This window comes from Vagococcus changpingensis, from assembly GCF_058211775.1.
The window spans coordinates 68767-83877 of sequence record NZ_JBYVZB010000001.1 but is presented as its reverse complement, the minus strand read 5'-3'; the positions used below and the strand labels follow the sequence as shown (position 1 = coordinate 83877).

The 15111-nt window shown below is 35.5% G+C and carries 18 protein-coding genes; 2 read left to right on the top strand and 16 right to left on the bottom strand.

Features of this window, described 5'->3' with window-relative positions; all coding sequences use genetic code 11:
* Positions 1-21 precede the first annotated feature (21 nt).
* The 15 genes from murA to thmT all read right to left on the bottom strand — a co-directional run bounded on the left by murA (position 22) and on the right by thmT (position 12847).
* Positions 22-1320, bottom strand: coding sequence for a UDP-N-acetylglucosamine 1-carboxyvinyltransferase (gene murA, locus AC37UB_RS00465; protein ID WP_117972095.1), 1299 nt, complete (start codon positions 1318-1320; stop codon positions 22-24).
* Between the two features lie 103 nt (positions 1321-1423).
* Positions 1424-1666 carry a DUF1146 family protein gene (locus AC37UB_RS00460; RefSeq protein ID WP_117972094.1) on the bottom strand — a complete coding sequence of 81 codons (243 nt, stop codon included), beginning with the start codon at positions 1664-1666 and terminating at the stop codon, positions 1424-1426.
* A gap of 56 nt (positions 1667-1722) precedes the next feature.
* Positions 1723-2142 carry a F0F1 ATP synthase subunit epsilon gene (locus tag AC37UB_RS00455; RefSeq protein WP_117972093.1) on the bottom strand — a complete coding sequence of 140 codons (420 nt, stop codon included), beginning with the start codon at positions 2140-2142 and terminating at the stop codon, positions 1723-1725.
* 18 nt (positions 2143-2160) lie between these two features.
* On the bottom strand, positions 2161-3564 hold the full coding sequence (gene atpD / locus AC37UB_RS00450; RefSeq protein ID WP_490685135.1) for a F0F1 ATP synthase subunit beta: 1404 nt from the start codon (positions 3562-3564) through the stop codon (positions 2161-2163).
* A 21-nt stretch (positions 3565-3585) separates the two neighbouring features.
* A complete protein-coding gene (locus tag AC37UB_RS00445) occupies positions 3586-4500 on the bottom strand; it encodes a F0F1 ATP synthase subunit gamma (RefSeq protein WP_117972091.1) in 915 nt (304 codons plus the stop codon).
* A gap of 16 nt (positions 4501-4516) precedes the next feature.
* Complete coding sequence (atpA, locus tag AC37UB_RS00440; protein WP_241698892.1) at positions 4517-6055, bottom strand: F0F1 ATP synthase subunit alpha; 1539 nt, start codon at positions 6053-6055, stop codon at positions 4517-4519.
* Between the two features lie 36 nt (positions 6056-6091).
* Complete coding sequence (gene atpH, locus AC37UB_RS00435; RefSeq protein WP_241698891.1) at positions 6092-6631, bottom strand: ATP synthase F1 subunit delta; 540 nt, start codon at positions 6629-6631, stop codon at positions 6092-6094.
* Positions 6624-7145, bottom strand: a complete 522-nt coding sequence (gene atpF / locus AC37UB_RS00430) for a F0F1 ATP synthase subunit B (protein ID WP_241698890.1) — start codon at positions 7143-7145, stop codon at positions 6624-6626. Before atpF ends, atpH begins: the two co-directional genes overlap by 8 nt.
* A 66-nt stretch (positions 7146-7211) precedes the next feature.
* Positions 7212-7424 (bottom strand): ATP synthase F0 subunit C, encoded by a 213-nt coding sequence (atpE, locus tag AC37UB_RS00425; protein WP_071456694.1) that lies wholly within the window; start codon positions 7422-7424, stop codon positions 7212-7214.
* Positions 7425-7461: 37 nt separating this feature from the next.
* Positions 7462-8184 (bottom strand): F0F1 ATP synthase subunit A, encoded by a 723-nt coding sequence (gene atpB, locus AC37UB_RS00420; RefSeq protein ID WP_117972757.1) that lies wholly within the window; start codon positions 8182-8184, stop codon positions 7462-7464.
* Positions 8185-8686: 502 nt separating this feature from the next.
* Entirely contained in the window at positions 8687-9157 is a 471-nt protein-coding gene (gene smpB / locus AC37UB_RS00415; protein WP_117972087.1) for an SsrA-binding protein SmpB, read from the bottom strand.
* Between the two features lie 10 nt (positions 9158-9167).
* Positions 9168-11513, bottom strand: coding sequence for a ribonuclease R (rnr, locus tag AC37UB_RS00410; protein WP_490685134.1), 2346 nt, complete (start codon positions 11511-11513; stop codon positions 9168-9170).
* A gap of 8 nt (positions 11514-11521) precedes the next feature.
* Positions 11522-12265 carry an alpha/beta hydrolase gene (locus AC37UB_RS00405; RefSeq protein ID WP_117972085.1) on the bottom strand — a complete coding sequence of 248 codons (744 nt, stop codon included), beginning with the start codon at positions 12263-12265 and terminating at the stop codon, positions 11522-11524.
* Positions 12266-12347: 82 nt separating this feature from the next.
* Positions 12348-12584: a preprotein translocase subunit SecG gene (gene secG, locus AC37UB_RS00400; protein ID WP_117972084.1), complete on the bottom strand. Its 237-nt coding sequence runs from the start codon at positions 12582-12584 to the stop codon at positions 12348-12350.
* An 86-nt stretch (positions 12585-12670) separates the two neighbouring features.
* Positions 12671-12847 (bottom strand): 2-hydroxymuconate tautomerase, encoded by a 177-nt coding sequence (gene thmT, locus AC37UB_RS00395; RefSeq protein WP_117972083.1) that lies wholly within the window; start codon positions 12845-12847, stop codon positions 12671-12673.
* A 207-nt stretch (positions 12848-13054) separates the two neighbouring features.
* On the opposite strand from thmT, the gene AC37UB_RS00390 reads away from it, so the two are divergent.
* Both AC37UB_RS00390 and AC37UB_RS00385 read left to right on the top strand, forming a co-directional pair.
* A complete protein-coding gene (locus AC37UB_RS00390) occupies positions 13055-13879 on the top strand; it encodes a transporter substrate-binding domain-containing protein (RefSeq protein ID WP_117972082.1) in 825 nt (274 codons plus the stop codon).
* 2 nt (positions 13880-13881) lie between these two features.
* Complete coding sequence (locus AC37UB_RS00385) at positions 13882-14529, top strand: amino acid ABC transporter permease (RefSeq protein WP_117972081.1); 648 nt, start codon at positions 13882-13884, stop codon at positions 14527-14529.
* 53 nt (positions 14530-14582) lie between these two features.
* On the opposite strand, the gene AC37UB_RS00380 is transcribed toward AC37UB_RS00385, so the two are convergent.
* Positions 14583-15111, bottom strand: a 529-nt coding sequence (locus AC37UB_RS00380) for a hypothetical protein (protein WP_490685133.1), incomplete at its 5' end; no start/stop codon positions are given.

Below are 15111 nucleotides of genomic sequence, written 5' to 3'. Positions count from 1 at the left end.
TTTCCTCCTTCATTATAGAGCTTAACTTACTACTTCTGCCATTGATTCATGAGCAACATCTTCATCAACTCTTTCGATTGTTGCACCAAGGTTGGCTAATTTTTCATGGAATTTATAGTATCCACGGTCTAAATGCTCTAATCTAGTCACTCGTGTTTCATCTGTTGCAACTAATCCAGCAATAATCAGAGCTGCTGCTGCACGTAAATCTGTTGCACTAACTTGTGCTCCTTGAAGCTTTGGAACACCACTAATATAAGCCACACTATTGGAAATACGGTATTTAGCACCCATACGTTGTAATTCGTCTAAATGTTGGAATCGATTTTCAAAAACAGTTTCTGTTAACACACTATCCCCTGAGGCTAATACCATCAAGACACTCATTTGTGCTTGCATATCTGTTGGAAACCCAGGATGTGGTAGTGTTTTAATATCCGTTGGTTTCAAATATTTTGGTCCAATGACACGAATCCCATTTTGTTCATTAATAATATCTACACCCATTTCCACTAATTTAGAAATCAGCGGACTATTATGTTCTGCCACAGCATCTTCAATAAAAACATTTCCTTGCGTTGCAGCTGCTGCTACCATAAAGGTCCCGGCTTCAATACGATCCTGCACCACGCTATGCTCTGTCCCGTATAAATCAGTTACCCCTTCAATGCGAATCGTTTCTGTCCCAGCACCAACGATTTTAGCTCCCATTTTATTTAAATAGATGGCTAAATCGACAATTTCAGGTTCTCTTGCAACATTCTCAATCACTGTTGTCCCTTTTGCACGGACAGCAGCCATCATAATATTTTGAGTGGCACCCACACTTGGAAAGTCTAAATAAATTCTGGCACCAACTAATTCATCAGCAACAGCTTCAATGTATCCATTTTGTTGCGTAATTTTAGCTCCTAATGCTTGAAACCCTTTCAAATGTAAATCAATTGGTCGTGTTCCAATTGCACAACCACCAGGCATGGCAACTTTAGCTCGACCAGTACGAGCTAAAAGTGGTCCCATCACAACAATAGAGGCTCTCATTTGGCTAACATATTCAAATGGGGCTTCTGTTTCTAATTCTTTTGTTGCATCGATTTTAATCGTGTTTTCTTCTTCAATAAATTCGATATCTGTATTTAAATACTTAATGACATTATTCATTGTAAATACATCAGACAAAATTGGCGCATTGGTAATAGTTGTTTTTCCTTTATTAGCAAGTAATGCTCCCGCTAAAATAGGCAATACAGCATTTTTTGCTCCTTCGATTTTAACGCTTCCTTCTAGGCGATTTCCACCGCGAACTGCTATATATTCCATTAATTTTTCCCTCCATAAATATAAGGAACTTATTACAAATCCTAATCAGTATACCATGATTTTATGGAAAAAGAAATTCATTCATATTTTCCTAATAATTTTCTTAGAGAACCATTCCCTCAAAAAAATTTCGCACTAGAAAAATTACTTCTAAAAAGAAGTTACTCACTTGAAACCCAATTGCTACAGATAAAAAAACATATGCTAAACGGATTTGTCTATCATACTGTACTCCTTTTTTAAATAGAACATCAAGTCGCAACGAATTTAACGTCCAAAAGGTTAAGTAAATAAAAATAAAATGGCTCAAGATCCTAACTAACGCATCAATTCCAAAAACTGACATATCCTCACCTCCACTTTCATTATAAAAGAGAAGAAGGTAAAGAAACAAATGTTTCTTTACCTTCTTTTATTCGCCACATTAAGCCGATTTAACGCTCGATAGAGTGCTATTTCAGCCCTAGCCATATCAATCGATTGATTTTGCTCGTTTTTAGCAGCTTCAATTTTTTGTTCTGCACGCTTCTTAGCTTGTTCAGCTCGTGAGATATCAATATTTTCTCCTGTTTCAGCACTGTTAGCAACAATTGAAACCACGTTGTCACGCACTTCAATAACGCCACCATTTACTGCAACCCAGTCGTTAACATTTTCTTCTCTATCAATCCGTACAGCATCAATTTTTAAAGGGGCAATCAACGGGCAATGTTTGGGCAAAATACCAAGCGAACCTGCTTGAGTATTTGCAACCAAAAATTTTGCTTCGTGCTCATAAATCAATCCATCTGGCGTAACAATATTAACCATAAAGGTACTCATAATGACTTTCCCTCCTTGTTAGTAGCCCATTTTTTCTGCTTTTTCAACTGCTTCTTCAATGCGCCCAACACTTCTGAAGGCTTCTTCAGGTAAGTGGTCATATTCGCCGTCTAAGATTGCTCTAAATCCTCTAATTGTTTCATTCAATGGTACATAGCTACCAGGTTGTCCTGTAAATTGCTCAGCCACGTGGAAGTTTTGTGATAAGAAGAATTGGACACGTCTAGCACGTCCTACTACTACTTTTTCTTCATCACTTAACTCATCCATACCAAGTATCGCAATAATGTCTTGCAATTCTTTATAGCGTTGTAATAAACGTTGCACTTCTGTGGCCACTTTATAATGTTCTTCACCAACAATATCTGGCTCTAAGGCACTTGAAGATGATGCCAACGGATCTACCGCTGGATAAATCCCTTGTTCTGTCAAACGACGTTCCAAGTTAGTTGTTGCATCTAAATGCGCAAAGGCTGTTGCTGGAGCCGGGTCAGTATAGTCATCGGCAGGAACATAAATCGCTTGAATTGATGTGATTGATCCATCTTTTGTCGAAGTGATACGTTCTTGTAACTGTCCCATTTCAGTTGCTAACGTTGGTTGGTAACCAACGGCTGAAGGCATACGTCCTAAAAGAGCTGACACTTCAGAACCTGCTTGAGTAAAACGGAAAATGTTATCAATAAATAGTAACACATCTTGTTTTTCTTCATCACGGAAATATTCTGCCATAGTCAAACCAGTTAAAGCTACACGCATTCTGGCACCAGGTGGCTCGTTCATTTGTCCAAACACCATGGCTGTTTTTTTGATAACACCAGATTCCTTCATTTCAAAGTAAAGGTCGTTACCTTCACGTGTACGTTCACCAACACCGGCAAACACTGATAACCCACCTAATTCTTGAGCGATATTGTTAATCAACTCTTGAATTAACACTGTTTTACCTACTCCGGCACCACCGAACAGTCCAATTTTACCACCTTTTAAGTAAGGCGCTAGTAAATCGATAACTTTAATTCCTGTTTCTAATATTTCAGAGTTTGTACTTAATTCATCAAAAGCAGGTGCTTTTGCATGAATACTATCTCTTTCAATTTCGTCTCCAATAGGTTCACCTAAGTCAATAGTTTCACCTAATACGTTAAAGACTCTACCCAATGTTTCAGGACCAACTGGAACACTGATAGGACCTCCTGTATGAAGAACTTCCATTCCTCTTTGTAGTCCGTCTGTAGATTCCATTGCAATTGTTCGAACGATTCCATCACCAATTTCAAGAGTTGTTTCTAACACAACTTTATCTTTACTTCCAGCTTTATAAACGATTAACGCATCATTTATATCAGGTAATGCTTGGTCTAATGGAAAAGCCACGTCAACAACGGGACCAATGACTTGGGCTATTTTTCCTACTTTCATCTCAACAATTCCTCCCCGTCATTATTCTAAAGCAGCTGCTCCACCAACAATTTCTGTGATTTCTTCTGTAATGGCTGCTTGACGTGCTCGGTTATAAGAAATGGTCAAATCATCAATGATATTTGTCGCATTTTCTGTGGCACTCTTCATAGCAGTCATGCGGGCAGCGTGCTCTGCAGTTTTAGAATCTAAAACTGCTCCATATATTAAACTTTCAGCGTAAAGGGGCAGTAACGTATTTAAAATAGCGTCTGCTGAAGGTTCAAGAGTATACTCTTGTTCGTACGTTTCAGCTTCTTTAGCATCTAAGTCAACGATTGGTAAGATTTTTTCTGCTCTAAACGATGAGGATAGTGTATTAACATGATGGTTATAACATACATACAATTCATCAAACATCTCACTATTATACATTTGTAAAGCAGAGTTTACGATACGTCTTACCTCACTATAACTTGGGTAGTCGCTTAATCCTCTTAATTCATAAGCGACTGGTAAATCACGATGCTTGAAGAAATCTGAACCTGTTCCTCCAATAGCCATTAACACCACATTCATGCCGTCTTCTTCGTCTTTTTTGATGATTTCTAACATGTTTTTTAAAATTGAACTGTTATAACCACCTGCTAAACCTTTATCAGAAGTTACTACAATATATCCAACTGTTTTAACTGGTCGAGCAATAAGCATTTGCTGATACATTTCCATCTCTTGCTCAAAACCAGAAAAATCAGAATTATCTATCGCAGTTAACTGTGAAGAAGCCAAATGAGTTGTCATACTTCTTACTTTAGAAGCATACTCTTGAAAGCGTCTTGATGATTGTTCAGATTTCGTCAATTTAGAAGCTGCGACCATTTGCATGGCACTTGTAATTTGACTGGTCTTTTTTGTTGAAGCTATTCTCTTCTTAATATCAATAAGTGAGCCGCCCATGTTCAATCACCACTTTCTAAGATTGTTTTACTTCATCTGCAACAGAGAATTCACTAGAACTAAAAATTCCTTTAAATTCATCGATTGCTTTATCCATATCTTCTGGATTTGGTAATCCTTTTGTTGTACGGATCGTATCAAAGATTGCTGGATAGTTATTATCCACGTATTCAAATAATTCACGCTCAAAACGTAAAATATCTACTACAGGAATAGTATCCAAAAATCCATGAGTCAAGGCATAAAGAATTAAGACTTGTTTTTCAACAGCCAATGGTTCATGCACATTTTGTTTTAGTACTTCAACAGTTCGTTTACCACGGTTTAATTTAGATTGAGTTGCCTCATCCAAATCAGAACCAAATTGAGTAAAGGCTTCTAACTCACGGTAACTTGCCAAATCAAGACGAAGTGTACCTGCAACTTTTTTCATTGCTTTGATTTGAGCAGATCCCCCAACACGTGATACTGATAACCCAGCATCAATCGCAGGACGAACACCTGAGTAGAACAAATCACTTTCTAAGAAGATTTGTCCATCAGTAATAGAAATAACGTTTGTTGGAATATAAGCAGAGATATCTCCCGCTTGTGTTTCAACAAATGGTAAGGCAGTCATTGATCCGCCACCTAATTCATCACTCAATTTCGCTGCTCTTTCAAGTAAACGAGAATGTAAGTAGAATACATCTCCAGGGAACGCTTCACGACCTGGTGGACGACGTAATAGTAATGAGATTTCACGATAAGCTGCTGCTTGTTTTGATAAATCATCATATACGACTAATACGTGTTTTCCATTATACATAAACTCTTCACCCATACTTGCTCCAGCATAAGGTGCTAAATAAAGTAATGGGGCTGGTTGTGATGCACTGGCAGACACAACAATTGTGTAGTCCATTGCACCATATCTTTTCAAGATTTCAACTTGGTTACGTACAGTTGATTCTTTTTGACCAATTGCAACGTAAATACAAATCATGTCTTGATCTTTTTGATTTAAGATTGTGTCAATCGCAATGGTAGTTTTACCAGTTTTACGGTCACCAATGATTAACTCACGTTGTCCACGTCCAATAGGTACTAATGCATCAATTGCTTTCCATCCTGTTTGTAGTGGTTCTGATACTGATTTACGAGCCATAACACCAGGAGCTGCTGCTTCAATTGGTCGTGTTTTGGTTGTAGCGATTTCGCCCATACCATCAATAGGTTGTCCTAAAGGATTAACCACGCGTCCAATTAATGCTTCACCAACAGGTACTTCCATAATACGTCGTGTACGTTTTACTTTGTCGCCTTCACGTATTTGTTCAAAATCCCCTAAAATGATAATACCGACACTATCATTTTCTAAGTTTTGAGCCATACCATAAACACCATTATCAAATTCCAATAATTCTCCCGACATGGCATTTTCTAATCCGTAAGCACGAGCAATACCGTCACCAACATAGGAAACTGTTCCAACTTCATCTACTGTTAACGATTCTTCGTATTTAGCAAGTTGTTGTTTAATATGCGAACTAATTTCTTCCGCTTTTATACTCATGTATCTCACCTCTCACCTTGTCGTTAAACATAAACATCAAGCCAATAATTTAGCATGAATATTATTTAATTCTGTTCTCACACTTTGATCAATGATTCGATGTTCTGATTCGACAATCATTCCACCCATTATGCTTGGGTCTAATTTTGGTCGTAAAACAACTTTATTTGCATGAAATTGTTTTGCCAAACGTTTTTCTAAGTCATGTCTTTGTTCAAGTGATAATGCAACAGCTGTGGTTACATTTACTACAATGATACCAAATTGATCATAATAAAGATGCTCATACTCATCAATAATATCAAGCATTTCATTCATACGACCATAATCATAAACCGTATGGATAAATTTGGCCAATGTATCACTAAAACTATTTTCTAAATCTTTTACAATATTCACTTTTTCAAAAATGGATAAACGATCATCTGATAGTATATCACCTAAATCTGGTACTTCATGATAAATTTCTCTAAGTTGTAATAATTCTTGGTAGATTTCATTTATCATATTTAATTGAGTTGCTTCGGTAAATAACGCTTTACCATAAGTTCTTGCGACACTAAATTTCTTATTCATTGTCATCAACTCCTAGCTTATCAATACTTGATTGAACCAACTCTTGATGAGCACTAGCTGACAATTCCTTTTTAAGTATTTTAGAAGCAATTTCAATAGATAAGTCTGCGACTTCTTTTTTAGCATCCGCCAATAAACGTTCTCTTTCAAGACGTAAATCTTCTTGGGCTTGTTTTTTCATTCTTGTTGCATGTTCTTGAGCTTCTACAATAATCGCATGAGCATTATTCTCAGCAACATCTTTTGCTTGAGCAATAATACTTTGTGCTTCAGTACGAGCTTCTTTTAATTCCACTTCTCTTTGTTTGGCTAAATTAGCAGCGTCTATTTTTGATTGTTCTGCACTATCAATATCGCCAGCTATTTTGTTTTCTCGTTCGTCTAACATCTTTGTTAGAGGTCCCCAAGCAAATTTCTTTAACGCTAATAACAATACAAGAAATGAAACAGAGACAAATAAAATGGTACTAAACGTTGTTTGTCCAGAACTTGCAATCACTAATTGATTCATCATGTGATTACGACACATCCTTCCCTGACTTTCATTTAATTACAACTTTTTAACCCTTGCTTGTATATGTTATTTAAATAATAATAATAAGGCAATAACGACACCAATGATAGGGATCGCTTCAATTAAGGCAACCCCAATAAACATAGTACTTCTTAATTGACCTGATAATTCTGGTTGACGTGCCATTGATTCTAATGTTTTAGAGATAACTTTACCATTACCATAACCTGCTCCGATAGAAGCTCCTAAAACTGCGATAGCTGCTGCAATATATTGCATAACAATTCTCCTCCTAAAAATGTTTTTATACGTTTACTTATACTTCTTCTACTTCTACTTTATGTGAGATATAAACCATCAATAAAGTAGCGAAAATAAATGCTTGAATTCCACCAATGAAAAGCGAGAAGGCTTGCCATATCACTTCAAGTGGCAGAGCCAAAATAAATTTCGTTGGACTACTTGATCCTAACCCTGCAATTAACGATAGTAACACTTCACCTGCAAAAATATTACCGTAAAGACGTAAACCAAGTGTTAATACATTAGTAAATTCTTCTATTAACTTGATTGGTAATAAAAAGCCGACTGGTTTCATATAACTATTAACAAAGTAACCTTTAACACCTTGTTTTTTGACCCCATAATAATTAGCCAAAATAATCGCAATAAATGCGAGTGTCAAAGTTACGGTTGGATCAGCGGTTGGGCTCTTCCATAATGATACATCACTTGGGAATAAAGTCACTTTTGTAATGAGTCCTAAAGTATTTGATACTAGCACAAACATGAAAAAAGTAAATGCCAATAAATGGTACTCTTTTACTTCGTTCTTCTCAACGTTATCACCTACGATACCACGAACAAAGTCAACAAGTGCTTCCATGACATTTTGTTTACCAGTAGGTTTAAGCTTTAAGTTTCGTGTACAAAAATACACTAATCCAAAGACAATCAAACAAGTTAATATAGTCATACTTACGACCGTTCCATCAAATGTTAAACCTCCAATGGTAAACAACCAGGATTTTTCTTCCACCACATTTCACCCCTTTTCTTCTCAATATTAAAACAAATTCAGAAGTTTTTTAGCTTCTGTAACAGTGTATGAAAAAATGTTTTTTGATACATACATTTTTCCACATAGGAATACATCGATAGACTGTTACTATCGAAACTATAATACCACCAAATGATAAATAACACAAAGTAAATCAGTAGAATTCTCACAACTTTCATACAAAAAAATTGACAAATGAAAACTTGGTTAAAACATACTCAAAATAATGAAATTTAACCTCTTTGTTAATCCAGTTGTTTTTAAAAAGTCTTACTTTACCCCCCTAATTAGTCACCTCCATAAAAAAAGTATAAAGACACCTTCCAAAATGATTATCTTTACACAAAGAATTAAACTTTGATCGTTTGATAATCCACTTTAGCAAGTGTCATCAGCTCAGAAATACCGAGCCTGTATAAGGAACAACATCCTTATGTCTCCCCATGCTAACATGCTTAGTAAAAAAAAAGACAAACAACGACTAAAATGTACGTTGTTTGTCTCTCAAAGCTCGGTTAATTTCACGGTTCATATCTTTTCGTTTTAAATCTTCTCGTTTATCATATTGCTTTTTCCCTTTTGCTAACCCTAGTAACACTTTAGCAAAACCATCTTTAATGTATAGCTTCAACGGAATCAACGTCACACCAGGATTTTTCATTTCTGTTTCAATTTTGATGATTTGTTTTTTATGAAGTAATAATTTCCGTGTTCTTAATGGGTCATGATTAAAAATATTCCCTTGTTCATAAGGACTGATATGAACATTCATTAAATAGGCTTCACCATTACGAACTCTAGCAAAACCATCTTTTAAGTTAACACGGCGTTGTCTAATGGATTTTATTTCGGTTCCTTGAAGCACAATACCAGCTTCAAAAGTCTCAAATACTGCATAATCATGACGAGCCTTACGATTTTGAGCAATTAAATTTCCTTCACCTTTAGGCATGAGTCATCCCTCACTTTTTCTTTTTCTTCGGTTTTTTATTCACAGATTTATAAAAAGGTTTTTTACCATTCTTGCCTTTTTTTCCCTTTTTAGAATCATCTGATTTGCCAAATGATTTTTTTGGATCTTTGCGTCGATTTGATGAAGATGACTTTTTATTTTTTTTCGGTAATTCAATTTTTTCGGTCAATGGTTCAGCTGATAACAAGTCAAAATCAATTTCTCGTGTGTCAACATCCGCTTTAGTTAATTTCACACGAACTTTTTGACCGATTTTATATACTTTACCTGTTCGCTCACCAACAAACGCCATATGAGTTTCAATAAAATGATAATAATCATCTTTCAACTGATTAACATGAACTAATCCTTCTATTGTATTAGGTAATTCTATGAACATACCAAATTTAGTAATAGATGTGATAATACCATCAAATTCTTCGTCAACTTTATCTTGCATAAATTCTGTTTTCTTCAGTTTATCGGTTTCACGCTCAGCTTCAACTGCTCGTCGCTCCATTTTAGAACTATGATCCGCAATATCTGGAATTAACTCATCCCATTTTTGCTTGATTTTATCTGTTACTTTTTCTTTTTCATATGACTTAATTAATCGATGAACAATTAAATCAGGGTAACGTCTAATTGGTGAAGTAAAATGGGTATAGTCATCTGCGGCTAATCCGTAATGACCCACTGGATCTTCCGAATATTTTGCTTGTTGCATACTGCGAAGTAACATCATACTCACAACCGGTTCTTCTGGTCGTCCATTCACTTGGTCTAACACTCGTTGCAGCTCTTTTGGTGATACCGCATCTTTTTTCCCTTTTACCATGATACCAAAATTTGTCATAAACTCTAAGAAACGCTGAACTTTTTCTTCTTTTGGATGCTCATGAATACGATAAATAAATGGCAATTGTTTATCCGTATAAGTCTTCGCGACTGTTTCATTTGCAGCTAACATAAAGGACTCAATTAGTCTTTCAGCTGCTTTTCTTGTACGTAATTTTATATCTACCGGATGACCTTCTGCATCTACCACAATATAGGCTTCTCTATCTTCAAACGAGATTGCCCCACGATTTGCTCGTTTGCTCTCTAGAATTTCGTGTAACTCATTCATCAAATGAAACATTGGAACAAGTTTACTATATTGTTTGATTGTGTCATCATTCGTTCCTTCAATAATATCATTCACTTCATCATAGGTCATTCTAGCCGTTGAATGAATCACTGTTTCAAAAATATCATGTGAGACGACATCCCCCTCACCATTTATTTCCATTTCACATGCCATGGCTAAGCGGTCTACATTTGGATTAAGTGAACAAATACCATTTGATAATTTTCTAGGTAACATTGGAATCACACGATCAGTCAAATACACACTCGTTGCGCGATCACTTGCCTCAGCATCTAACGGGCTATTTTCTGTCACATAGTGTGACACGTCTGCAATATACACACCTAAAAAGTAATTGCCATTGTCTAATTTCTCAACCCGAACGGCGTCATCTAAATCTTTTGCTTCCGCTCCATCAATTGTCACAACTACTTCTTTTCTTAAATCCACCCGATGCTGTAACTCACTTTCTAATACTTCATCTGGTAATTCTTCTGCTTGTTTTAATGTGGCTTCATCAAAGTCAGTAGGAATTCCTAGCTGTAACACAATCGACAAAATATCCATTCCTGGATCATTTTTGTGGCCAACCACTTGTTTTACTAATCCTTCAAAACTATTAGTATAGCCAACTTCAGGATAGTGCGTCACTTCGACAGCCACGACACTCCCATCTTCAGGTAAAATCCCTTCCGAAGCAATAAACACTTTGTAACGACTTAGTTTTTTATCTTTTGGTGTTACCACACCATAAAGACCCGTTTCTTGCTGCTCACTTTCTGTAAAGAGTGTAAAAATACCTACTATTTGGCTGATGCCTCGCTCAATAATTTTAACTACTTTTCCTTCTGGTGCTTGGTCTTCCAATGGATTACCTGCTTTTAATATCTCGATTTCAACTTTATCTCCTTCAAGAGCATAACCAGTCTCATCTCGACTAATAAAGACATCTGAATCCTCTCCCTCAACCGTAACAAAGCCAAATCCTCGTTCATTTGAACGAAACACGCCTTCAAGAACCGTTTCTTTTGTGACTAATTTTATTTTTCCTTTTTGATTAAACGTCACAAGTTGCTCTCTTTCCATCTGAGCGATAGCTTGAACTAATTCTTTAAAATCATTGCTTTTTTGTAAATCCAGCATTTCTGCTAATTGTTCGACTGAAAATGACTTTTTTTTACTAGAGGTCATTGTCTCTAAAATTGTTTCTTTTAATGTTTTTCTCATACTTCCTCCTATTCCCATGATAGTTTTTGAATAAATTGAACCACATCTTGTTCAAATTGAATTTTATCATGGCTCACTGTGATGACATGAGTGCTATTTGGATACCAATGGACTTCAACAAACGCCTTTTTCATACCTCTTGCTGCATCATAAACGCCTTCTGCACGCACCATTTCATCTTTGGCTGATTGTGCGAGAAAAATTGGTTTTTCTACATCAGATAATCCGTCATAAACGGTTTGGACTGTTCCACTGATATCCTTTAGTTGAGTATCTAAAGGCTCTTTTATCGTATCAATTTTTTGTGTTTTTTCTTCTACTGAAAGATTTAATTGATCATAACGGTATTCACAATATTTCAAAAAATTAGGGTAAATATTGGTTGTATCCGTTGGGTCAAGTGGAGAAGAAAATGCTCCTCCACCAACAAATAAATCAGGATAAGTTTCAAGCAACTTCATTGCAAATAATCCACCCATTGATAAACCAAATACAGCAAATTGTGTATGTCCTTCTTCTTTTAAAAAGTCTATCGCACGCTTAGCATCTTGCCACCATACATCAGACGTTTGTTCTAAAATATCCATTGGATCATTTGTCCCATGACCTGTAAACATTGGAGCATAAACAGAATAACCTGCTCTTTCAACTCTTCTAGCTAATGCTCTGACATCATTTGAACTCCCTGTATAAGCATGGAATAATAACACAGCTTTATTGCTTACTTTTGAATAAAATGGTTCTATTTTCATTTATTTAACTCCCTTCAAACATATCTGCTAAGTTATTATAACAATAAAAAAATCTCCTGTCATAACAGGAGATACATTAACATTATTTTGATGACAAATACGCAAGCGCAATAGCCACTGCAACCCATGCAATACCCATAACCGTTGTTGCACGTTTCATAAATGCTTCAAACCCACGAGCTTTTGTTTTACCAAATAATTCAGTTGCACCACCTGAAAACGCACTAGCAGCACTATTTTGCTTACTTGGTTGCATCATCACAGCAATAATAATTAAAATGGATAAAACTAACATTAGGGTTAATAGAAATTGATACATATTAACTCTCCTTATCTTGATCTCTAATCATCTGTTCAATTTTATCATACCTTTTTCAATAATACCAGTGCGAAACAAACAGAAGATTATGCCATCTTACCGCCTACCGCATAGTTTCCTTTTGTCATATCAGAAATAACAATATGCACATTTTCAGTTTTGGCTCCAGTATTTTTAACAATGGCTTCAGTCACATCTTTTACTAATGCTTCTTTTTGTTCTAGTGATCTTCCTTCTAATAATTCAATATGGACAAGTGGCATATTAAAACACTCCTCTTATTCTTTTACCCTATTATAACAAATTTCCTTATGATAAGTCTAAAATTTCAAAAGGACAATATTGTTTCTATTTTCGACCTATTAACCTTATTTTTAACTAAAAGTAATGATAGTAAGCCAAACAAATAGATTTTAACGTTAACTCTCACTATACTCATACGTGCATTAAACATCAAAAGGAGAGACACCATGAAAAAAACATTACTTATTTTATCTACATCTTTATTACTTATTTTAGGTGGTTGTACAGGCGAAAAGAAAGCAACTGAATCAAACAAGAAACAATCAGATGAATTAGTGGTTGCCACATCTGGCACACTATTTCCAAGTTCATACTACAATGATAAAAATGAACTCACTGGTTATGACATAGAAGTAACAAAAGAAATTGGGAAACGACTAAATAAAAAAGTAACCTTTAAAGAATTTAACGTTGATGGGATGCTATCAGCTGTTCAAACCAATAAAGCTGATGTGGCAGCAAATGATTTTTCAATCAATAAAAAACGTGAAGAAAAATTTAGCTTATCAGAACCCATCAAGTATTCATTCGGTAGCATGGTTGTTAGAAAAGAAGATAATTCAGGTATTGCCTCGTTAGACGACATAAAAGGAAAAAAAGCAGCCGGCGAAGCGTCTACTACCTACATGAAAGTTGCTGAGTCTTTAGGTGCTACCTTAGTGAATTACGACAACGCAACAAATGATCAATACATGACTGACTTAGTTAAAGGGCGTACAGATGTCATCTTAAACGATTATTATTTACAAAAAATGGCTGTTGCTGCCCTACCTGATATGCCTGTCAAAATTTTAGAAGATGTTTATTTTAATCCGTCATCTTCAGGACTTGTTATAAACAAAGACAATGCAGCATTAAAAAAAGACATTGATTCAGCAATTTCTGACATGAAAAAAGATGGAACTTTAGCAAAAATTGCCACATCTTTTTATGGTGAAGATATTTCTAAAAAGCCATCTGTCACCATTTCAAAAACAATTGAGGTTGAATAACCATGATAATTGATACAAAATTAATGGTTGAGTCTATCCCCTTTGTATTAAAAGGATTACCTTATACTTTATTAATCAGTATCGCCTCATTTTTTCTAGGGAATATTCTAGCGAGTGTGATTTATTTATTACGATTACTCAATCACAAAGTAATCAACCAATTTCTAATTATTTACTCGTCATTTTTTAGGGGTATTCCTGCTATTGTCTTACTTTTTGCCTTATATTTCGGTTTACCTATGCAACTAAATCCTATTATAGCAAGTATTCTGTGTTTTGGTTTGACGAGTAGCGCTTTTTTATCTGAAATTTTTCGTAGTGCCATGAGTAGTGTCAATCAAGGGCAATGGGAAGCATCAAAAGCTCTAGGTATGAAAAAATTGTTAATCATTCGAGAAATCATTATGCCTCAAGCCATCCGAATTGCCATTGGTCCTATGAGCAACGTCGCGATTGATTTAGTGAAAGGCTCTTCTCTAGCAGCAATGATTACGGTATCTGAAATTTTTCAGCAAGCAAAAATCATTGGTGGAAGAGAGTTCAATTTCTTATCCATGTACTTTTTAGTCGCCTGTATTTATTGGCTACTTTGTATATTAATTGAAAAAATACAATATGCTTTAGAAAAAAGATTTCCTATACTTTCTTAATTCTCTTAGCTATCGTAAAAAGCATGTCCTAAAAACTAGGGCATGCTTTTTATTTATTTTAATTTTAATCTTAATCCTAACATTGACAATAACATTCCTAAACTCATGATAAACAGATTTGATTTTTTATCAGATGTTTGTGGGAGACTTTTTTGTGTCTTCGTTTTTGTCTCAACTTGTTTTTCATCCACTGTATGATGACTGATAGATGTTTTTATCTGATTATTTATAGAAGTACCCTGTTGAATTTGTTCGTTTTGGCTTGATGATTTTACTTCTCTTGGTGTTTCCACTTCACTTGGTGTCTCCACTTCTCTTGGTGTCTCCACTTCACTTGGTGTTTCTACTTCACTTGGTGTTTCTACTTCACTTGGTGTCTCCACTTCTCTTGGTGTTTCTACTTCACTTGGTGTTTCCACTTCACTTGGTGTTTCCACTTCACTTGGTGTTTCTACTTCACTTGGTGTTTCTACTTCACTTGGTGTTTCTACTTCACTTGGTGTTTCTACTTCACTTGGTGTTTCTACTTCACTTGGTGTTTCTACTTCACTTGGTGTTTCTACTTCACTTGGTGTTTCTACT